Annotated in this window: 17 protein-coding genes; 10 read left to right on the top strand and 7 right to left on the bottom strand. The window is 36.8% G+C overall.

What is annotated here, in order from left to right; translation table 11 throughout:
• Positions 1 to 114 precede the first annotated feature (114 nt).
• Both Q3Y49_RS01370 and egtB read right to left on the bottom strand, forming a co-directional pair.
• Entirely contained in the window at positions 115 to 1,077 is a 963-nt protein-coding gene (locus Q3Y49_RS01370; RefSeq protein ID WP_303270420.1) for an L-histidine N(alpha)-methyltransferase, read from the bottom strand.
• Positions 1,074 to 2,231: an ergothioneine biosynthesis protein EgtB gene (gene egtB / locus Q3Y49_RS01365; protein ID WP_303270419.1), complete on the bottom strand. Its 1,158-nt coding sequence runs from the start codon at positions 2,229 to 2,231 to the stop codon at positions 1,074 to 1,076. The genes Q3Y49_RS01370 and egtB overlap by 4 nt, the downstream gene beginning before the upstream one ends.
• A gap of 249 nt (positions 2,232 to 2,480) precedes the next feature.
• On the opposite strand from egtB, the gene Q3Y49_RS01360 reads away from it, so the two are divergent.
• Genes Q3Y49_RS01360 through Q3Y49_RS01350 form a run of 3 tightly spaced genes read left to right on the top strand, consistent with a single transcriptional unit; the run spans position 2,481 to position 4,690 of the window.
• A complete protein-coding gene (locus Q3Y49_RS01360) occupies positions 2,481 to 3,278 on the top strand; it encodes a hypothetical protein (protein ID WP_303270418.1) in 798 nt (265 codons plus the stop codon).
• 52 nt (positions 3,279 to 3,330) lie between these two features.
• On the top strand, positions 3,331 to 3,855 hold the full coding sequence (locus Q3Y49_RS01355) for a hypothetical protein (RefSeq protein WP_303270417.1): 525 nt from the start codon (positions 3,331 to 3,333) through the stop codon (positions 3,853 to 3,855).
• Between the two features lie 16 nt (positions 3,856 to 3,871).
• Entirely contained in the window at positions 3,872 to 4,690 is an 819-nt protein-coding gene (locus tag Q3Y49_RS01350; protein WP_303270416.1) for a tetratricopeptide repeat protein, read from the top strand.
• On the opposite strand, the gene ggt is transcribed toward Q3Y49_RS01350, so the two are convergent.
• Positions 4,687 to 6,363, bottom strand: a complete 1,677-nt coding sequence (gene ggt, locus Q3Y49_RS01345) for a gamma-glutamyltransferase (protein WP_303270415.1) — start codon at positions 6,361 to 6,363, stop codon at positions 4,687 to 4,689. The two genes, Q3Y49_RS01350 and ggt, sit on opposite strands and share 4 nt — an antisense overlap.
• Before the next feature lie 232 nt (positions 6,364 to 6,595).
• Between ggt and Q3Y49_RS01340 the strand changes: the two genes are divergently transcribed.
• The 4 genes from Q3Y49_RS01340 (at position 6,596) to Q3Y49_RS01325 (ending at position 11,121) form a co-directional block, all read left to right on the top strand.
• Positions 6,596 to 8,623, top strand: a complete 2,028-nt coding sequence (locus tag Q3Y49_RS01340) for a hypothetical protein (protein ID WP_303270414.1) — start codon at positions 6,596 to 6,598, stop codon at positions 8,621 to 8,623.
• 61 nt (positions 8,624 to 8,684) lie between these two features.
• Positions 8,685 to 9,605, top strand: coding sequence for a hypothetical protein (locus tag Q3Y49_RS01335; RefSeq protein WP_303270413.1), 921 nt, complete (start codon positions 8,685 to 8,687; stop codon positions 9,603 to 9,605).
• Positions 9,606 to 9,744: 139 nt separating this feature from the next.
• Complete coding sequence (locus tag Q3Y49_RS01330; protein WP_303270412.1) at positions 9,745 to 10,746, top strand: NAD(P)/FAD-dependent oxidoreductase; 1,002 nt, start codon at positions 9,745 to 9,747, stop codon at positions 10,744 to 10,746.
• A gap of 48 nt (positions 10,747 to 10,794) precedes the next feature.
• Positions 10,795 to 11,121 (top strand): 2Fe-2S iron-sulfur cluster-binding protein, encoded by a 327-nt coding sequence (locus Q3Y49_RS01325; protein ID WP_303270411.1) that lies wholly within the window; start codon positions 10,795 to 10,797, stop codon positions 11,119 to 11,121.
• A 114-nt stretch (positions 11,122 to 11,235) separates the two neighbouring features.
• On the opposite strand, the gene Q3Y49_RS01320 is transcribed toward Q3Y49_RS01325, so the two are convergent.
• On the bottom strand, positions 11,236 to 13,317 hold the full coding sequence (locus Q3Y49_RS01320; protein ID WP_303270410.1) for an alpha-ketoacid dehydrogenase subunit alpha/beta: 2,082 nt from the start codon (positions 13,315 to 13,317) through the stop codon (positions 11,236 to 11,238).
• A gap of 377 nt (positions 13,318 to 13,694) precedes the next feature.
• On the opposite strand from Q3Y49_RS01320, the gene Q3Y49_RS01315 reads away from it, so the two are divergent.
• The 3 genes from Q3Y49_RS01315 to Q3Y49_RS01305 all read left to right on the top strand — a co-directional run bounded on the left by Q3Y49_RS01315 (position 13,695) and on the right by Q3Y49_RS01305 (position 17,117).
• Positions 13,695 to 14,834, top strand: a complete 1,140-nt coding sequence (locus tag Q3Y49_RS01315) for a hypothetical protein (protein WP_303270409.1) — start codon at positions 13,695 to 13,697, stop codon at positions 14,832 to 14,834.
• Between the two features lie 234 nt (positions 14,835 to 15,068).
• Positions 15,069 to 16,406 carry a PhoH family protein gene (locus Q3Y49_RS01310; RefSeq protein WP_303270408.1) on the top strand — a complete coding sequence of 446 codons (1,338 nt, stop codon included), beginning with the start codon at positions 15,069 to 15,071 and terminating at the stop codon, positions 16,404 to 16,406.
• Positions 16,407 to 16,472: 66 nt separating this feature from the next.
• Positions 16,473 to 17,117: a transposase gene (locus tag Q3Y49_RS01305; RefSeq protein WP_303270407.1), complete on the top strand. Its 645-nt coding sequence runs from the start codon at positions 16,473 to 16,475 to the stop codon at positions 17,115 to 17,117.
• Between the two features lie 27 nt (positions 17,118 to 17,144).
• Here the strand turns inward: Q3Y49_RS01305 and Q3Y49_RS01300 are convergent, their stop codons facing one another.
• The 3 genes from Q3Y49_RS01300 to Q3Y49_RS01290 all read right to left on the bottom strand — a co-directional run bounded on the left by Q3Y49_RS01300 (position 17,145) and on the right by Q3Y49_RS01290 (position 22,306).
• Complete coding sequence (locus tag Q3Y49_RS01300) at positions 17,145 to 17,498, bottom strand: hypothetical protein (RefSeq protein ID WP_303270406.1); 354 nt, start codon at positions 17,496 to 17,498, stop codon at positions 17,145 to 17,147.
• Between the two features lie 133 nt (positions 17,499 to 17,631).
• Positions 17,632 to 19,077, bottom strand: coding sequence for a SusD/RagB family nutrient-binding outer membrane lipoprotein (locus tag Q3Y49_RS01295; protein WP_303270405.1), 1,446 nt, complete (start codon positions 19,075 to 19,077; stop codon positions 17,632 to 17,634).
• A gap of 10 nt (positions 19,078 to 19,087) precedes the next feature.
• Positions 19,088 to 22,306: a SusC/RagA family TonB-linked outer membrane protein gene (locus Q3Y49_RS01290; RefSeq protein WP_303270404.1), complete on the bottom strand. Its 3,219-nt coding sequence runs from the start codon at positions 22,304 to 22,306 to the stop codon at positions 19,088 to 19,090.
• Between the last annotated feature and the right edge of the window lie 16 nt (positions 22,307 to 22,322).

The raw sequence follows: 22,322 nt of genomic DNA, 5'->3' as shown, positions 1-22,322 counted from the left end.
TTTTGTTCTGTGTTACCTCCTAGTCTTAGTGGCTCGCTACGACCTTCAAAGTAGGCCTAAGGGTTTCAACTTTCAGATAAAAGGCTAAGAAATGTAGTACAAAACACCTGATCTTTATTTCCTCATGATGACATCCGCAAAATATTTCTTTTCATCGTAAAAATATTTTTCAACTTTCAATCCTGCTCTTGTGGCTAAGGTTTCAATCATATCCTCATCAAATTTTTGGGATACTTCCACATGAATAAGTTCCCAAGCTTTAAAATGGACAGTGGTATTAATGAATTTTAAGTTGACCTCCTGCTCTTTCTGCGAAATTAAGAAACTTTTCGTGGTACCAGTTTGCGGGTCATAAGATGGATAATGCTTAAATTCCTCTAAATTAAAATTGGCATCCAATTCACTATTTAGTCTTTTTAATAAATTCATATTAAACAGGCGAGTAATACCCTGTTTATCATTGTAGGCATTTCTGATCATTTCCGGGTCTTTTTTCATGTCAAAACCCATGATAATTCGGTCGCCTTTTCTAAGCTTACTTGATATGTGATTTACAAAAGATTGTGCAGCGGGTAGTTCAAAATTCCCAATATTTCCACCCATAAAAAGAACTACCATTGGATTTTTTCTTTCAGCATTTAATGCATCCAAAGCAGAAAAGTATTCCTTATTAATAGGTTTAATATCCAGATCTGGAATAGACTTTTGCATTCTTTCCTGCAATAGATTAAGTACATTTTGAGAAATGTCGACTGGCTTATAATTGAAATTTGCTTTCTCCGCTACAAAATGTTTCAATAGAATTTCTGTTTTCAAACCATCTCCCGCGCCAAATTCAATCAAATTAAATCCATCAGCATCAGTTGAAATTATGGAAAGAATTTCATCCTTATATTTCTGAAAAATATCGTACTCACAATTAGTGAGATAATATTCTGGCATATTCATTATTTCCTGAAATAAACGATCTCCTTCAGCGTCATAAAAAAGCCAACTAGGAAGTGATTTTTCTTTTTGTGTGAGACCTTCTTTTACTGCATCTCCTACAGAGAAATTAATTTTTTCGGTTGTTGTCATAAATCTTTTGCTAATCTGATCCCACTGAAATGCCATTGCAAATGCGGATGAAAAAAGTTTCTGTATGTTTTACGTGAGTGATTGATTGAGGTGGCTCGAGAAGAACCGCGCATTACCATTTGGTTAACCATAAATTTTCCATTGTACTCGCCTATGGCACCTTCTGGTTTTTTATAGCCAGGGTATGGAAGATATGCGCTGGCTGTATGTTCCCACCGTTTACCCCAGTCAAATAAGTTAGATGCTGTTTCCCATTCAATTTCTGTAGGTAGCCGCAGTCCTTTCCATTCTGCAAATGCATAAGCTTCATAAAAACTGATATGCATTAGAGGAGCTGATTCATCGATTGGCTTTAAACCTGCCAAAGTGTAATAATGCCATTTTCCTTCTATTTTATGCCAATATAAAGGAGATAAAATCCCCGTTTCTTCTAACCAAGCTCGGGCATCTGAGTGCCAGTAGGAATGATTTTCATAGCCTTTTGCTGCTATGAATTCGGTATATTCTCCATTTGTTACAAGTCGATTACTGATTTTCGCCCCTTCCAAATGTACTTCATGATAATTATGCTCATTATCAAATGAAAAACCCTTGCCTTCAAAGCCTATTTTATAGTTTCCTTTATTGATTTGCACCCAATCTTGTTCCCAATCTTCAGTGAAATATTCCTCAAAGCCTTTGTCATAAACAGGGAATAGAGGGTTGTGACCTAGAATATATTTGATGTCATAAAATAATAATTCCTGATGTTGCTGTTCATGGTTGAAGCCAATCTCTAGAATGTTTTTCATTTCATCCGTAATGATTTGAGAAAGCAATTCCCCAACGGCAATATCTACATATTTCCTGTACTGATAGATTTCTTTTACGGTTGGTCGGGTCATATTACCGCGATTGGGTCGCAACATCCTTTCCCCTGCACTCACATAATAGCTATTGAAAAGGAAGGCGAACTGAGGATGAAATTCTTTATATTCTTTTGAAAATTTCTTCAATAAAAAAGTCTCGAAAAACCAAGTAGTATGAGCTAGATGCCATTTTGGAGGGCTTACATCCTCGGTTGGCTGTGCAACGTAATCCTCTATTTGAAGAGGTTCGCAGATGCCCTCTGTTGTTTTCCTGATTTCTTGGTAGCGATTGAAATAATTTTGCATAGAAACTTTAAACTAATAAATAATGCTTCAAAAACGGAGAAAAAATCAAATTAACGAAGGTAAAACTAGTAAAATGGCGTTTTGAAGACATACTTAGTTAACTGTTAGAAGGAATGAAAGTTTTAGCGAATTCGATAAATCTTAAATCTCATAAAATTTAAAAACTTTTGTAACGTTTAGAATGCAAGATTCCAACTTTTACAAAGAATAGTGTATCTTAGTATAGTACAGAATAAAATTTATGTAATTATGAAAAAGTTATTGAGTCTATTTTTGAGTCTAACAGTAATTTTATGGTCTTGTGATTCTAACAATGAAAATGACCAAGATCCACAACCTGTCATGCCGCCTGAATACAGCATGGCACCAAACTTTGATGATTTCCAAACGGAAGGAAACCAAAGGAATCAAACAATTGAAAACTGGTTTTACTCAGCAATTAATGTTAGTGTATATTCTGCTTTACTAACAGGTGGTTTGGCTGTTCCAGTTACCGCTTTCAAGGCTACTATCAGTCAAGATCCGTTTTTTGACACTGATGCCGGACTTTGGACTTGGGAAAGTAATTTTTCGGCCAACGCCAATGATTTTTCCATTCGTTTAACTGCTGATGTTGTGGACGGAAATGTGGATTGGAAAGGCTATATTTCTTCCAACTCTAACAATGTAGATGATTTTGTTTGGTTTGAAGGTCAATCTAATGTCGATGGTAATAGCGGAAGTTGGACACTCTACGAAAGTCCACAGAATCCTTCAGCTTGGATCAGCACTGAATGGTCTAGAAATGAAGACAGAACTGTTGCAAACGCTGATTTCACTATAGAAAAAGAAGGTGAATTACTAGGTAGTTATATCAATTACAGTAGAGATGACAATAGTGATTTGAATCGCTCAGTGGAAATTTCCAATACTCAAACGAATGATTTGATAGAAATCTATTGGAACAGTGAGCTGAAATTTGGTCGGGTGAAAAGCGAAAATCACTTTAATGATACGGATTTCCATTGCTGGAATGAAGATTTACAAGATGTATCCTGCGAGGATTAATCTTAAATAGACCAGCCAAAAATCAATAAACTATCAACCTTAATTTATTATTTTGAATAAAATATTAATGAGCTTTCTTTGCCTTTCAATAGGTATGTTTTCTTGTAATGAAATTAAGGATATTGAAAAAGAACCCTATTTACGTTGGGTTGGAGATATCCAATTTGATGAAGAAATTGATAATCCTGATTTTAAATTATGCTATACAGATAATAACGTTCGGCAATATTTCAATTTCAGCAAAGGTGTACAATATAAAGGTGAAAAGCCCGCCATTGATAAGTATTTCCTAGAAAACTATAAACCAACTGAATCTAAGCAGATTGGCTTCCTGCGCATTAGATTTATCGTAAATTGCAAAGGAGAGACTGGAAGGTTCCGTTTGAAGGGTATGGGACAAGATTATCAACCCATGGCTTTTGATAAATCAATCACTGATCAAATTCTCAGTTTGAGCAAGAAAATGGACGGTTGGCTTCCTATCGAAATGGAGGAGATGAACAATACGCCCTGGGATTATTACCAATACCTTATTTTTAAAATTGATAGAGGTAATATTATTGAAATAATGCCTTAACCTAGCCCAAAAATCTATGAAGTTATATTTATCTTTCTTCTTTTTAGCCTTCAGTTATAATTCCTTTACTCAGCCTAACTGCAATTACTTTTTAAATGAAGGGGATACATTGAAATATGAAGCTTGCTTGCAAACTGAAAATGCCAAGGGTCACTATCAATTCAGTAAAGAATATCAAATCGCTATGGATAAGGCTATAAAGATAGACCCTACTTTTGCTTATCCTTATAGAGCGAAATCAGTTGCGTACTTAAAAAGTGGTGATTTTATTGAATGGAAAAGACTAATTGATTTAGCGGTAAAATATGATCCTCTTGGAAATTTAGGCTATAGGGCTTCCTGCAGATATCAATTCTTCCGTGATTACGGTGGAACAATTATAGATATTGAAGAATTACTGAGAATTTCTAATGCAGATATTGGGCATTCAGCTAATGGTAATTATCATTTACAAGTAGTCCGTGCACTTTGCTACAAAGCACTTGGTAGGAAGCAAAAGGCAATCGACCTCATAGAAACTCAATTACAGGCTGAAGGATATGTGATTGGGATTTACGATTATATCCATTTGGGCGTCCTGTATTTAGAAAATGGAGATTTATCCAATGCTAAATTAAATTTTAAAAAGCAGCAAGACTATAATGATTTGGCAGAAAATCATTTTTACATGTCTAAGGTCTTCAAAGCAGAAAACAATCTAAAAAAGGCAAAAATCGAATTGCAAAAAGCCGTAGAACTATATGAAATTGGTTATGTGATGTCAGATCCTTATGTGCATCCGGTAGATAAAATTTTTTGGAGTATGATCAAAGTGGAACAAAAATCCTTGAATTAATAAGAAGCAACTCCGCCATCGGGACTATTGCTATCAGCCGCTCCCTCCATATAGCCCGTTTCAGCATTAAATTTTATTCCCATTAATCTACCTAAGAAAGTGCGCATTTGAAGTTCATGCCCCATTGATTCTAAAGCATCAAGTGCTTCAGGAGACATTTTGTATTTCTCATAAGTAATTTGGTCAGGCAGCCATTGGTGATGAATTTTAGCTGCTTCTATGGCTTCAGCCATGGGGAAATCATAAACTGTGGTGGCAAGAATGGTTTGAAAAACAGTGTTGATAATTGTTCTACCACCAGGACTGCCAATTACTAAAAATGGTATATCATTTTTCATTACAATAAATGGACTCATACTGGATAACATCCTTTTTCCCGGTGCTATAATATTAGCTGGAGTTCCAATCTGTCCACTATTAGTAGTTTTTTCAGGAACGGCATTGAAATCTCCCATTTCATTATTGAATAAAAAGCCTAGTTTAGGAGATTGCATTTTTACCCCATAGCCTTGCTCTAAGGTAGTAGTTAAAGAAACTGCCATCCCATTTTGATCCATGACCGATAAGTGGGTGGTTTCTTGTCCTTCGGAAATCAATTGAAGATCATTACTGTCGCTTTTACCAGCTTGCTCAAAATCTACTTCTTTCAATAGTTCACCAGCATAATCTTCGGAAAGTAATTTTTCCAATTCCGGTATATCAATGAAATCTGCATCACCCAAATATTGTGCCCGATCTTTGAATGCTTTGCGCATGATCTCGGCTAAAGTATGATAGTATTGAACTGAACCCATTGTAGGTGTTTCTTCTAAATGCTCCCACATATTCATCATTTGAGTGACAGCCACACCTCCAGAGCTTGGTAAAGGCATCCCGTACAATTCATAATTCTTAAAGATAGAATGAATAGGGGCACGTTCGATCGCCTCATATTGCTTTAAGTCCTCTAAAGTGACAATACCATCCTGCGATTGGATATATTCGACCATGGTTTCTGCTACTTCTCCTTCATAAAAGGCTGTTTTACCTTCTTTTTGAATCTTTTTTAAAGTCTCCGCCAAAGCAGGTTGCTTCCAGTACTCTCCAAACTCGACAACTTGTCCATCTCTCTCAATAAAACTTTGCATTTCTGGAAATTGGTCAAGATTTTTTGCAAAATATAGGAAATCGTTTGCCAAAGATTTGGGTAACGGAAAGCCGTATTCTGCTAACTGAATGGCACGTTCTAACAGCTTTTCCCAAGGTATTTTACCATACTTTTGATGGGCATCATATAAACCAGCTACAGTTCCTGGTACTCCAATTGCAAGAGCAGAATAATGATTGCTACCGGATTTCAGATTCCCTTTTTCATCTAAGAACATATCTTTGGTGGAGGCCAATGGTGCTTTTTCCCTAAAATCAAAAGTGGTGACATTTCCTTCCCCTGTATGAATGACCATAAATCCACCACCGCCCAAATTTCCTGCAAACGGCCATGTAACTGCTAACGTAAATGCAGTAGCAACAGAGGCGTCCACCGCATTGCCTCCATCTTTTAGAATTTCTATACCAGCTTGAGAAGCATAGGTAGATGCACTAGATACCATTCCGTTTTTGCCGTAGTGGTTTTGGGAAAACCCCAAGGATATACTAAGCAATAAAGTAATGAGGAAACTTGAAATACTCTTCATCGACACATTAGTTTAAGTTTGACTTGAAGTTAATCAAATATTTTGACGACTATTATCGATCACAGGCTGAAAAACTATTTGACGATAATCACCTTTTTAATAATTATATGCAAAGCATTTATTGTGATGGTTGTTTTTAAGCGGCTCTTAATTGGTGTGCCCAATACATTTCACCTAAATTAGGTTTATATTGTGTGTAATTAATGATGCAACTTTTTGAAAAATGAAATTTATGCGAACTTGCTCTTCTTTATTTATATGTTTCAGCTTCATCTGCTTTTCACTTCAGGCACAAACTTATCAATCGTACTTTCAGGATGCTTCACGAACTTACAGGGAAGGGAATTATCCAGAAATGCTCTCCCAGATCAAAAAAGCTCATGATCTGCGGCCAGAACATCAAACCATCAATTATTATTTGGCGATGGCGTATGCACTTAATGATTCAATCGATAATGCTAATTATTGGTTAAGATATGTAATCAATACAGATGCTGAAAATTATGATCCTCAAAGAGTGGATTTCAAGAAATTAGAAAGCACACAAGCATATGGAGAGCTTTTAGCCTATCAAAAAGAAATGATGGAACCTATTATTTCCTCTGATTCTGCCTTCGTGATCCCTATCTCAAATCTCCACATTGAAGACGTTGCCTACAATCCATACCAAAATAGTTATCTTCTAAGTAGTATCAATAAGCGCAATATTTACTCCTATAAAGATGGGGATTTAGTAACATTTTTTAAAAATAATTTCTCCTATGCCATCACAGGAATGGTGGTTCAGGACAGTTTACTTTGGTTTACAGGAGCAGGATTTACACAAGCTGGCTTAAGCGAAAGCTCAGCTCATTTTGAGCAATCTAAGCTGTATAAAGCTGATTTGAGAAGTGGAAAGTTGTTGGATAGTATTTCAGTTGAAGATGATAAAAATCATATTTTTGGAGACGTGATTTTAACCGAAAATGACCAATTATTGGTTTCCGACAGCAAAACCAATACAGTTTACAGACTTAAAGATGATAAACTGGAAAGCTGGATTAGTTCAGAATATATCTTGTCGCTTCAAGGGGTAGTGCAGATTGGTAGTAAAGTGTTTTTAGCTGACTATAGTCAAGGACTATTCGTTTTCGATTCAGCTACTAAAAGAATTCAGAAAATGAAATCCCTACCTGATTTGTCTTTGAAAGGAATTGATGGTCTTTATGCTCACCAAGGAAACCTCCTAGCGATTCAAAATGGCGTGACACCACATCGAGTCATTTTATTGCAACTGAGTACAGACAGAGTTGAAATAGAGGGTTTTGATTATTTAGAAAAGAATCATCCTGCAATGGGAGAGCCCACTTTAGGCTTTGTGCAAAAGAATCATTTGATATATGTAGCTACAAGTTTTTGGGGTTTAAATGAGAATGGAGTTATTAAAAATGAGGATGGCAATCTTCCGGTAATTCTGAAATTACCATTACCTATTGAGAATTCAAATGCCCTATCGGTATTAGATTATGTCAAGATTTTGAATGGAAAGGAAAAAGAAGCCTTTCATTTTTACGAGAATAACTGGGCTGAATTTCGTAGATATGCTTTGGGTAAAGGGGTTATCTCGGGTTTTAGAATGATGAAGTCTAAAAGTCAAGAATATGACATTATATTAGAAACTCGATATGCAAATAAAAGCCAGTTAGATGAAATTGAAAAACATTTTAATGATTGGCTCGGTGAAAATCCTGATGGTGATTTTTTGAATGACTTAAAACCTAATGAATTTCGAGAGAATGTGAAAAATGAAACAGTCGAGAACTATACAAATTTAGCTTCGGAAGAATTTCAAAATCAAGATTGTGAATCTGAAAACCATCGGGCTTTCGATTTTTGGTTAGGCAATTGGGAAGTATATAATAAAAATGGCGATCACATCGGGACAAATATCATTCATATTATCCAAAATGCTTGCGGAATTCAAGAAAACTGGAATTCCAAGAGGGGAGGAGCAGGAACAAGCTATAATTTTTATAATAACAAGACCGGAATGTGGCATCAAAGTTGGATCTCCAATTCTGGAAACGCTTTGTTGCTTAATGGTAATGTTGAAGATGGACAAATGATTATGCAATCTGAAGAGCTAAATGGGAAAATTGATCAAATAAAGTGGGTCCCGCAAAAAGACGGAAGCGTTTTCCAAATTTGGGAAATCTCTACGGACCAAGGAAAAAGCTGGAGTGAGGCTTTTTGGGGCAAATATGTTAAAAATATTAATTAGTTTTCAGGGAAGATCGGAGTAGATTTATATTTTGTTCTTGATCCATTGTAAATAGAAATTGATGAAATATCTATTATTAATTTTTCTCGCTCTCAATTTTAAGCTCTACGCTCAGCAGCAGCCAGACATGGATTTCCCCATTTCTATTGAAAACCCTAAATATGGTGTAGATAAGACTGCTTTGATCGGAATTGATGCCTCACATCATAATCTGCACCAGCTTAAAACCAATTTCGCCCCTTTTGCTAAATTGATGTGCGCAGACGGTTATAATCCCATTTCCATAGAGGAAATCACTAAACAGTCACTTGATCCTTTGAATATCTTTGTGATCTCCAATGCCTTGCACAGTACTAATGTCGGTAATTGGAGCCGTCCCATTGCTAATGCGTTTTCTGAAAATGAAATAGATATGCTGGAATCTTGGGTGGAAAATGGCGGTAGTTTGCTTGTGATCGCAGACCATATGCCGTTTGCTGGAGCGGCAAATGAACTGGCTAAAAAGTTCGGATTTTCATATGAAGACGGCTTCGTTATGAAATCGGGAAGAAGCAGTTGGCCTCCTGAAACGTATTCTAAGAAAGCAGCTAATCTATTTGAAACACCTATTACTAAAGGTATTGATTCCATAGCAGCATTTACGGGTTCAGCCTTAATGGCACCTTCAGACGCAATAGTTATTGCTAAGTTTCCGACAACCCACCGCCTTTTAATTCCGGATGTGGCCTGGCAATTTGATGAAAGTACAGTTGTAAAGCCCACGGAAAAAGTAGTAATGGGAGCAATAATGAAATACGGAAAGGGGAAAGTGGCCTTTTTTACCGAAGCGGCTATGTTTACCGCTCAAATAGTTCAGGACGAGATTAAAGTAGGTTTCAATTCTCCTACAGCCCCTCAAAATGTTCAATTTGTTTTAAATACGCTTCATTGGTTAGATAGTGGGTTGATAGTAGATAGAACTGATTATTCCGTAAAAGACTGACTACCGACTTTAATCTTTTTTTTTAAGTATCAAGTAATCCCCATTTTTAGATATTTTCCAATATAGTTAGTAAAACAACTATTTTTATACGAACTTTGTCAGCGAATTGAAGTTATACTTATAATAACTTATTAAAACAATGATACAAACTGACATTTGCATTATCGGAGCTGGACCAGTAGGTCAATTTGCAGTATTTGAAGCAGGATTATTGAAGTTGCGATGCCATTTAGTGGATGCGCTTCCACAAGTGGGAGGACAACTTTCTGAAATTTATCCGCAAAAACCAATTTATGATATTCCGGGATATCCGACTATCAAAGCACAAGAATTGGTGGATAATTTGACTGAACAAATAAAACCTTTCAATCCGACCTATACTTTGGGCGAAAGATTAGATAAAGTGGAAAAAACTGCTACTGGTTTTAATTTAAGAACTTCGGATGGGACTGAAATTGACTGTAAAGTGGTTGTTATTGCAGGTGGATTAGGCTGTTTCGAACCTCGTAAGCCACCTATGAAAGAAATTGCTGACTTTGAGGGTAAAGGAGTTTCTTATATGGTGAAAGATCCTGAGCAATTCAGAGATAAAAATGTCATATTAGCTGGTGGAGGAGACTCTGCTTTGGATTGGACGATTGAACTTTCTAAAATCGCTAAGAAAATTACCTTGGTACATAGAAATGAGACTTTCCGTGGAGCACCAGATTCAGCTGATAAAGTATTTGAATTAGCCAAAGAAGGAAAAATCAACTTATTGTTGAAAAGTAATTTAGCTTCTCTGTCAGGAAATGGTAAATTAAATTCAGTAAAAGTTACAGGAGCTGATAAATCTGAAATAGAGTTGGACGCTGATTATTTAATTCCTTTGTTTGGCTTGAGTCCTAAATTGGGACCAATTGCCGATTGGGGATTAAGTATTCACAAAAATCAAATAGAGGTAAATACTACTGATTATTCAACTAATGTGCCTGGGATTTATGCGATAGGTGATATCAATACATATCCAGGTAAACTGAAATTGATTTTATGTGGTTTTCATGAAGCAGCATTGATGGCACAATCAGCTTTTAAACACATTTATCCTGAAAAGCATCTTAGTTTTAAATATACTACTGTAAACGGTATCGAATCTTTCTAATTACTTTATATTTGCGATTTGAAAAGTGAAATCTGCAAGCAATAAGTTATGAATGATATAAAAATAAAAGTACAAGATTATTCAGGTGATGTCCAAGAATTGGAGGCTCCAACCGATATGGGCTTGAGCCTTATGGAATTCTTAAAAGCAAATGAGTATCCAGTTTTGGCTACTTGTGGGGGAATGGCACTATGTGCTACTTGTCATGTGAAAGTGGAAGAAGGTTTTGACAGTTTAAATGAACCGGGGGATCAGGAAATGGATCAGCTGGATATATTACCTAATGCAGAGCACAATAGTCGATTAGCTTGCCAGATGAGATTGCATCCTGATATGGATGGGATGATGGTTCGCCTTGCTGCTGATGAAGAATAAAAAAGTTAAAATTTCTTAGAAAGTAAAAGAGCACTCTCATTATTGCGAGTGCTCTTTTTTGTTCCAGTAAGTTAAGCGATTCTAAACACTTTCATTTTTGTGCTTCCTAGTCTATCAATAGCCTAAAAGATCCTCGATCTGCTTCTCAACTTTCTCAGCATTTGGCAACATCGCTTTCTCCCATTCAACATTAAGTCCTATGGCAGGTAGATTTAAAGCTCCATAGGAGCGAACTGGTGCATCTAAATACTCGAAACATTCTTGGTTAAGTCTACCGGATAATGATTCCGCAAATGAATTCATCAGAGGCTCTTCCGTCAGCACCAATGCTCTGCCATGTTTCTCTGTTCTTTCTTTTACTAATCCCCAATCCAAAGGATTTAATGTTCTCAAATCGATGATCTCAACTTGGCCTTTAAATTTTTTAGAAGCTGCTTTTGCCCAATAAATCCCCATTCCGTAAGTAATAATGGTCATGCTTTCTCCATTATCAATTTTCTCTTGGTCTGCCTCTTGCTCAATTCTTGCTTTCCCTAATGGAATAATATAATCTTCATCCGGCTCATGATTTTTAGCACCATCTGTTCCTGGTACTTTAGACCAATACAAGCCTTTATGCTCCAACATTATTACTGGATTTGGATCATAGAAAGCAGCCTTCATTAGTCCTTTCATATCTGCTGCATTGGAGGGATAAACTACTTTTATTCCTCGGATAGTCAACAAAGTTGACTCAATTGAACCAGAGTGATAAGGACCACCACCTCCGTATGCTCCTATAGGTACCCTAATTAAAGATTGAATTGGAAATTTACCGTTTGACAAATAGCAGGACTTAGAAAGTTCTTCAACCAGTTGATTCATACCTGGCCAGATGTAATCGGCAAATTGAATTTCAACAATTGGTTTTGCTCCGACCGTTGACATACCAGCAGTGCTCCCAATAATATAAGCTTCTTGAATAGGCGTATTGAAAACACGCCCATCGCCATATTTCTTAGCTAAGTTAGCGGCCTCTCTGAAAACACCTCCTAGCGTACCTCCAACATCTTGTCCATAGAAAAGTGCTTCCGGATTATTTTGTAAAATATCGTCAACAGCATGCAATGCGGCATCTACCATTACGGATTTCTCAGCGCCTTTTGGCTTTCTTTGTCCTTTTTCTTCCGTTATAGGGGTTTCTGCAAATTCATGTAATTCTACTTCACTGGCATCAACATCTTCAGCATCCAAAGCTTTTTGGTATGCTTCATTGGCAGTCTTTATGGCTTCCTTTTCTAGTTTCTTTAACTCCTCTTCTGAGAAATCATGTTTTAACAGGAATTGATGAAACTTTGGGATCGGGTCTCCCATTGAGTGAAGCTCTAGATCGTCTTCACTTCTGTACCATTCTTTTCTTACCCCTGAGGTATGATGACCTAAAAGTGGACAATTAGCATGTAGCAAAACAGGACCCTTACGATTTCTAACATGCTTTATAGCATCTCCCATTTTATTATAAGAATCTTCAAAATCAGTTCCATTGGCTTGCATTCTTTTCAAACCTTTAAATCCTGCTGCGTATTCATAAGCATCCATTGCACGCATTTCCTTTCCTGTAGCAGAAATTCCCCAGTCATTATCTTGTATCAAGTAAATGATCGGTAGATTTTTCAATACAGCCATTTGGAATGCTTCTGCCACTTCTCCTTCAGTAACAGACCCGTCACCAAGTGAACATACTACGACAGGTTTTTCTCCTTCACTTCCTAATCCGTGCTCTTCTTTAAATTTTAATCCATGAGCCATTCCTGTTGCAGGAATCACCTGCATCCCCGTGGCTGAACTTTGGTGCGGAATGGTCGGCATTCCTTCTCTTTTTAAAGAAGGGTGATTATAGTATGATCTTCCTCCTGAAAAAGGGTCATCTTTCTTAGCCATCAATTGGAGCATTAGTTCGTAAGGCTCCATACCAATTCCTAATAATATACTTTCATCTCGATAATAAGGCGCTAAATAATCGATAGGCTTTAATTGCATAGAAGCGGCCAATTGTATAGCTTCATGCCCGCGAGAAGTACTATGCACATATTTTGAGGCAATGGCTTTATTTTCATCGTAAATTTCAGCCATTCTTTTGGCAGTATGCATTAAGCGATATGCCTTTTCTAAAATTTCGTTTGATATATTGGTTTTCTTAGCCGTCTTAACACTCATACTCTAAATCTATTTTCGTTTCCTGAAGTCAAAAATACGGAATTCTTTGTTTTTCCTACCGATTGTTAGGCAGTTATTTTGATATACGGTTGTCATTTGATTTTAGGTACTATTTTTCCAAGCTATTTCCATTTTAGCTACTGAATTGTTGGTTTTTTCTTTTAGACTATCTATTTTCAGTTCGTGTTTGTGTTTGTATGCATTTCAAAAAGTGAATGCATTTTATGGGTGTATGGATATCGGTCTTTTCTACTTGAAATTATATAGAACCTTTTCCATTTTAAAAATTCGGGCTTGAACCGAGCTGGAATTGCTTTGCCTTTACCATAATTGGTAGTAGCACAGACGCATTATGTTTCACTATCAACAAACTAATTATGGGTTATCGTTTACTATTATGTATTCTGCTATTACCACTTTTCAATTTGCATGCACAAGTCAATAAATTAGTTCGTCATAAAGTACAACTCGGTATTAGTTCGGGTGCGGACAATTCCCAACATAGCCACTATATTTTATCTAATCTTTCTTTACATCTGCTTTCTGGTTATACGGGAGCCATTCAAGGATTTCAGATTAGTGGGATTAGTAATCGTTCATTTTTATACACCAACGGAATGCAACTTTCCGCATTTTCAAATGTTACTGGAAATTTAGCTTTCAGATCCAAAAAGCAAGTTGATTTTGAGTTTCGAGGTGCTCAAATAGGAACTTTAATCAATAAAGTGGAAGGTGACGGAAAGGGAATTCAAATGGGTGCTTTCAACAGAGTGAGTAAAACTTTTGAAGGGGTTCAGCTTGGGATGTTTAATGCCATTCAACGTGGCGCATTAGGTTTGCAAATCGGGGGGATTTTGAATTATGCACCTAAAAGGAATTCTATGGCTCAAATTGGTTTGTTTAATTATTCATTTGATGCTGGTCTGATGTATGAAAAAGGATTCTTTTTTATGCGTGACCACTTCCAATTAGGCTTAATGAATATTACTAATGACAATCATGGCTGGCAAATCGGATTGATTAATTTAAGTAAAGATAATAAAGGTATTCCGGTTGGGTTGATTAATACTAATACTAGTCATGGAGAAGGAAATTTGGCAGCCAATGAGATCATGAATACTTATTTAACCATTTCCAATGGCAGTAAATATTTGCTCAATCGATTGATAGTAGGTTACAATTATAGTTGGAATAAAAACATTAATTGGACAACGGGTTATGGTTTGGAATTGAAGTATTATAAAAATAAAAATTACAATTCAGTTTCTCTATCCCATGACTTATTGTATTTGATGCAAAGAGGGGAGAAATGGACCCAAGGTTTGCCCAGCAGCAGGATTTCTTTGAATTTCAGTTATGATCTATTTAAAAAATACGCACCTCCTTTATTAGTAGGAGTGTCCTACAATATTGGCTATTTCTCCAATGAAGAAGCACAGTTGGATTTGCCTTTAATAATGAAAGCAACTGAAAACCGCACACACTGGATTGGCTTTGATTTTGGGTTTAAGCTTTAGATGAAATTTTAAGTCATAAATATATATTTGTTTATATTAAGTAAAGTACGTCACGTACTTTACTTAATAAATCAATACACTAAACAAGTTAGAATTATCAAATCAGTTTTTTACATTTTTAGCTAATTGATTCTCTGTCACTTATATATTTTTTAAATATTAGAACCGTTTTTCTGGTTGACAATACCAATAATTTTTTAAATTGATTCTAAAATCATATCAACTTTACTATATATGGCGAAGGCGAAGAAAGAAGAAAAAGTATTTGTACTCGATACCTCAGTTATTATTTATTCCCATGACTCCATCATGAACTTTGCAGAGCATGATGTGGCTATACCTATTACAGTTTTAGAGGAACTCGATCAGTTCAAAAAAGGAAATGATACGAAGAATTTTGAAGCCCGTGAGTTCATCAGAATGATAGATAAATTGGCTGATGGCCAATCTTTGAGTGAATGGATTCCATTGAATGGGAAGACGAAAGGTGTATTTAAAGTCTTGATGCCAAGCAAAGAAGCTGTGGAATCAGATCAAATATTTTTAGAAGATATACCCGATCACAAAATCTTAGGAAGTGCCGTACAACTGCAAAAGGAGTTAAAAGATAAAACGGTTATTTTGGTCACGAAGGATATTAATCTGCGGTTGAAGGCCAAAAGCTGTGGATTACGCTCAGAAGATTATCAGACAGGTAAGGTGAAAAATGTGAGTGATTTACATTCAGGGAAATTGCAGTTGGAGACTGTTACCACCGAGACTATCAATAAGCTTTATGATACTTATCATTGTGAGGTATCAGACATTATGGGCAAGAAGAAACCCATGAACAATACTTTTTATATTTTGAAAAGTAATAAGAATTCAGCCCTGGGTTATTACAATGCATTGACTAATCAAATAGATAAGGTTGATAAAAAGTCGGCTTATGGCATTATGCCTAAAAATGCAGAACAGGCCTTTGCTATTCATGCCTTGCTTAATCCGGAAATAAAATTAATGACCTTGCAAGGAGTGGCGGGTACTGGTAAAACCTTGATTGCATTAGCTTCTGCTTTGGAACAACGCAAAGATTTTAAACAGATATTTTTAGCAAGACCTATTGTGCCGTTATCAAATAAAGATATTGGCTATCTTCCTGGAGACATAAAATCCAAATTGAACCCTTATATGGAACCGCTTTGGGATAACCTTAAATATATTCAACATCAATTTCAGGAGCATGAACGAGAGTTTTTGAATATTACGGACATGGTCAATAAGGAGAAATTAACTATTCAGCCCTTGGCTTATATCAGGGGAAGAAGTTTATCTAATATTTATTTTATTGTTGATGAAGCACAGAACTTAACACCTCATGAGGTGAAAACCATTATTACAAGGGCAGGAGAGAATACAAAAATCGTATTTACTGGTGATGTTAATCAAATTGATACGCCTTACTTAGATTCCCAATCCAATGGACTTAGCTATTTGATAGATAGGGTAAAAGGACATGAACTGTATGCGCATGTCACACTCGAAAAAGGGGAGCGTTCAGAATTGGCCAATTTGGCTAATGATGTGTTGTAGATTGATATTAGACCAACAAATATGGGATAATTAGATTTTCAATTTGTAAGCAATTCCCCATTGATTATGAGTGAAAAGTTCAAAAACACCTATAGAACAGCATCTGCCCGAAGGCAAAAATGGGATTACAGATGGGATGCCAGTTATTTCGTTACAATTTGTACAAAAGATCGGCATCATTTTTTTGGTGAAATAATCGATGGAAAAATGCAATTGTCTCATCAGGGCATTTTGGCAAATGTATTCTGGCATGAAATTCCCCACCACGCAATATCAGTGCATTTAGATGAGTTTGTGGTAATGCCAAATCATATCCATGGAATATTGGTTTTGCAAAATGGTTTTCCGCCACCTGTCTATTTTGAGGTTTTTGATTTTAATTCATTATGGAATGATGGTGCTGATAACGGTAGAACAGGGTACGGCAGAGACAATGCATGCATTGTCTCTACACCCACGGAAATGAATAATCCAGAAATATTGACGGGCAAAACCAGGTTCCAAAACCCTGGGAAAAATTCTATCTCATCCATTATTGGTTCCTACAAATCTGCTGTTACAAAACATGCTAATCGTTTAAATTTGGAAAATGGCTGGCAAACCCGATTCCATGACCATATCATCAGAACAAAAGAAGAATATTATAGGATCAAAAAATATATCCGCAATAATACTAAAAATTGGGAGGAGGATAGATTTTTTGAGAATTAGTGCATAAAAAATAAAACTACACGGATGTTATTTAACCATCTCCAATTTCTCCACAATAAGACTTTTCAATGATCCTAAATCCTGCTGATCCAGTGTTTCAGCAGGAATCCAATTTTTAATATCTTCACCTTCTTTTATGAAAATAGCAGGGAGATTATCTTTAATTCCGTATTGTTCCAACCATTCATCCTTGTGTAAAAAGGTTAGCGGGATATCCAAAGTCTTTTTAAATTCAGCCCATTCTTCCCTGATTTTGAAAGTCCCGTAGGTGATGTCACATAAGCTGCAGGGATAAGTTTTGGGAGAGAATATTTTGTGCATGATGTCCATGTAGCCATTCCATTTTCCTGAATTGGCATTGTAAACAAATATTAGTTCCATACTTTTAATTACGAATTATGAATTTTTTGATTATGAATATGGCTAGCGTTTCAAGAGAAAGAGACCTGTCAGCTTTTCAAAACCTGACAGGTCTAGATATCGAATTATTAATTGCCTAATGATTAATTACTAATTAATCACGTTCCCACCATCCTTTGCTGTTGATATCATCACCACCAATTCTTTGGACTGCTTCTTGATAATTTTCAGTATTTGTGGCTTGCTCTGATTCCGGGTATAAATACCGAACAGGATATCTTCCTTCATTAACTGCGTCTGGTCCGGCCTGTAAAGAAGGTATGCCAGTTCGTCTGATGTTGAACCATGCTTCGTGCCCAATATTGATGAGACTCAACCATTTTTGGGTCATTATTTTGGTGATGTTATCAGTACCGTTCAATTCAACTGCATCCCTTGAGAAGTAGTCTTCTGGGACATCAACACCATAATATTCGAAACTTGCTCTTACTCCATTTTCATAGTACTGCTGAACATTTCCAGCAATATAATTTCTTTCAACTGCTTCAGCCAAAGCAAATTGTACTTCTGCATACTGCATGAATTGTGCGTCTGCTCCGTCAGGAACATCCCTAAAAATTGATCCTACAACTGATAAATCATTGACTCCTAGTCCAAGTTGTTGCACTCGCTCATTAGTTTGACCATTTTGGATGCCTCGATAGTAAACAGAGTCATTAGCTAAACCGGCAGCTACTGGCTGATATAGTACTGCAATCCTTGGATCATCCCAAAGGCTAAGGACAGAATCAGCTGTCTTGCTCATCACATGCTCTACTAACCCACCTACAGAAGAAAGAAAAAATGGAAACTGGTTCGGAGCGGATGCCAAATACGGCAATACGGCATTATCTGCATTGGATTCCATCAATTTTCCAGAGTTGGCTAAAGAAGATAATTCAGAGAAGTCATTCAATCTCTTGCTTATCCTCATCAGGTATCTTACTCGAAGCGAATTTGCGAACCTTACCCATTTATCCAAGTCGTTATTGAACATTACATCACCGTTTATCAGCTGATTTGTGCTCTCTAACGTATTCGCTGACCTTGTCAATACTGCTAAAATACCGGTTTCAGGATCCGTATAAATACTTTCCTGAGTATCATATTTTGGTTTGTCAATTCCTTCCTCTAATCTTCCTGCCTCGGTATAAGGGACATCATTCCACATATCGGTCATTTGGGTGAACAGGAAACACCTCATAATATCTCCTACTGCTGCGTATGCTTCATTTGAGGTAGGAGATGCCTTCATTGAGTTGATGTCGGTCAGCAACCCATTTACCACAGCCCAATAGGTTGAATTAGAACCAATGATGTATCTGTCTAAAAATCCAAAGTCAATCGCTGCAACATGTTGAGAAAAGTAATTTGACTGATCAAAGCCTTGATAGTAGGTATTCTGATCACTAGAAACTGAAATAATATTAGTGAGTAAAAATTGAGGCTCCACATTTTCCGGGGAATTGGGATTTTCATTGATTTCCTCAAAGTTATCTGTGCAGGCCGTAATTAACAGAGCGGCTAGCAGTAAGGTGAATGTATAGTTGAATATTTTCATTTTTTACTTCTTAAAATTTTGTTTTAATGCTGAAACCGAAACTTCTTGTGGAGGGTAATGACATATCATCTACACCCTGTACTATGTTTCTGCCTTGTAGAGCATTTAATTCGGGATCAACATGAGGGTTTTCGGTGAACAGTAAAAGATTGCTGCCGATGAATCCAAATTTGACACTCTGGAAGCCGATTCTTTGGCTCAGCTGCTTACTTAAACTATAATAAAGACCTACTTGCCTCAATTTAATATAAGAAGCATCATAAATAGAGCTTTCTTCGTTTCCTCTTGAGTAAATGGCGTTATAGTAAGAAATTGCTGAAACACTGGTGGTGTTCTCGACATAGTTAGGGTTTTCTTCGGTTCCAATGTTGACTATTCCATCTCCAATAATTCCATTTTCTCGACCTGCTAAAGTTTCTTTCAAAACTCCAGAAGTATTACCTAAAGACCTTGTCCTTGAAGCGATAATACCTCCATATCTGAAGTCAAACAGGACATTCATGATTATATTCTTATAGGAGAACTCATTGCTGAGACCTACAGAGAAATCAGGGTTGTAATTGCCTAACAGTCGTAATGTCCCGTCTGTAATAGGAGCTCCATTGCTGTCATATACGGTTCTTCCGTTTACCTTTTTGAAACCAGTCCCGTACATATCTCCAACTAGACCATTTTCTTTAGCTATATAGAATAAAGAATTGGAGCCGCCTGCACCGCCAAAGAAATCAGCATTACCTGTTACGAACTGATCTACCCCTTCAGGTAATTCTAGTACTCGACTTCTGTAAGCTGAATAATTAGCCGCTACTTTCCATTGAAAGTTGTTTTGCTTGATGGCTAATCCTGTGATTGAGGCTTCAAGTCCTCTAGTTTGTACTTTTCCACCGTTTTCCAGTTTATTGGCAAAACCAGTAGTTAAGGAAATAGGCCGAGCAATGATTTGGTCGGTACTAGTGTTTTGGTAAACGGTAATATCTGTTTGAATCCTATCCTTAAGAAGCCAAATTTCTGCTCCTGTTTCGTAGGCGGTAAGTCTTTCAGGCCTCAAATTCAGATTTTTTAAAGTGCTTTGGTTAGTTACCTTAAGCTTATCACCATAGTTCTGGTTGAAAGCAAAAGTATTCAGCAGTTGATATGGATCCGTGTCATTACCTACGCTGGCTGCACTGGCTCTCAGTTTCACAAAAGTGAAAAGCTGTGGTAGTTCTACCATATTGGATAATACATAACTTAAGCCGCTTGAATAGTAAGCAAATGAATTGTTGTCGATGGGTAGCGTGCTGCTCCAGTCATTACGTACGGTAACGTCAAGATAGAGGGCATTTCTAAAACTGATATTTCCTGTGCCATAAATACTATTGATACGCTTTTCAAATAATTCATTATTCCCTGTTAAGGGTGCATTAGAATTGGCTAATGTATAAATATTTGGTAGCGCTAGTTGAGAAGCTTCAGTAAATTTGTAGGTGACGGTCTGATCGAAGCGATTTGCTCCTACCGAAAGATCATAAGTGAAATCTTCATGTATTCGATCGGAATAAGACAGTAGGAAATCTGTATTCATTTCTTTATAAAACACCTGATCTTCACGATAACTACCCGTAGGATTGGCGTTGGTGCTTAGTGCCCTTCGAAATGCCCTGTTGTCATTGTAGATGTCAGTACCGCTTCTTACCGTAAAACGTAATTTCTCACTGAAATCATAATTTGCAGAGGCATTTCCTAAAACTCGATGCTTGTCAAAACTATTCGTGTTTTCAAATAAGGTGAAGTAAGGATTATTGACCCAAGCGTAATTGTAGTTGAACTGCTCTAAACCTTCCTGACCGGCCTGCCAATAATTTTTGAGCGGATCAAAGTCTGTTTGTCTTTGTGTCCAGTTAAAGCCATACATTACATTTTCGTAGCCATAACCTAAGTTAGGGCGGTTTTTACTTCTTGTATTGATGTAATTAACATAAGTATTTACACTTAATTGGTCAGTTAATTGTTGGTCTAAACTGATCGCCAGACCGTCTCTGTTTAAATCAGTATTAGGTAGTATACCCTCATTTCGCAAGTTGCTGTAAGCCAGCCGTATATTTCCTTTGTCACTAGCTGAATTTACTGCAATATTATTTTGAGCCGTGATGCCTGTCTCAAAGAAATTCCTGATATTGTTGGGTCTAGATACCCATTCAGTTGGTCTGATTTCTGTCAAGCTACCATCTGCCCGAGTCCTAGCTATTACATCTCCACCCCTTACAGGGTTTCCGTTGATATCAGTAGAAGGTCCATCAAATTGCGCTATTAAATCACCTTGATCTAATTTTGGACCGTAGCTGAAAATGCCAGCTGTTCCATCCAGGGCACCAAGACCTGTATCAAACGCGAAATCACCAATTCCACCACCATATTCATTTTGATAATCAGGTAATGTTAAGAGTGTTTCAAATGTAAGTGAACTGCTCGTGCTAATTCCTAAACCTTGTTGAGCCTTTCCTCTTTTAGTAGTGATTAAAACAACACCATTTGCCGCTCTGGAACCATAAAGGGCAGCAGATCCTGCTCCCTTTAAAATAAATATTGAAGCAATATTTTCTGGATCAATTTCAGCACCACCATTTCCCCAGTCCACTTCTTGTAATGATCCGTTGTTTACTAAATCGCTGGTGATTTGTTCGTTACTGATAGGTACGCCATCAACCACAAATAATGGTTGATTAGTGCCAGTTAAAGAATTTTCACCTCTGATTATAATTCTAGATGAGGACCCCACTCCTGAGGAACCATTGGTAATTTGGACACCAGAAACTTGACCTGCCATACTGTTAACAAGATTTGTCATGGGTACATCTGTTAGCTGCTTGCTGTCTATTTTTCCTATTGATGAGGCTAAAGACTGCTTCTCTCTTTCAATCCCTAATGCAGTTACAACCACTTCATCGAGCTGCTCCAGATCTTCAGTCAACATGATGTTAGCAGGGATATTTCCATTTCGAATATCTATCTGCAAATCCTCAAAGCCTAAGAATTGAATGTTCAGTAAGAAGTTCTCAGACGGTGTTTTCAGTTGAAAACTACCATCTTTTAAAGTGACTGCAAATCTTTCAGTACCCATTTCATTTACAACTGCCCCGGGAATAGGCTCTCCTCTTGAGTCGATGACTACAGAAGAATAAGTATTGCTATTTTGAGCAGATAGATGGAAACTCAGCAAATAGCATAAGATTAGTATTAATTTCTTCATTGTATAGTGTTTGGTT

The organism is Marivirga harenae (genome assembly GCF_030534335.1).
Classification (GTDB): domain Bacteria; phylum Bacteroidota; class Bacteroidia; order Cytophagales; family Cyclobacteriaceae; genus Marivirga; species Marivirga harenae.
This window is presented reverse-complemented; position numbering and strand designations above follow the sequence as displayed.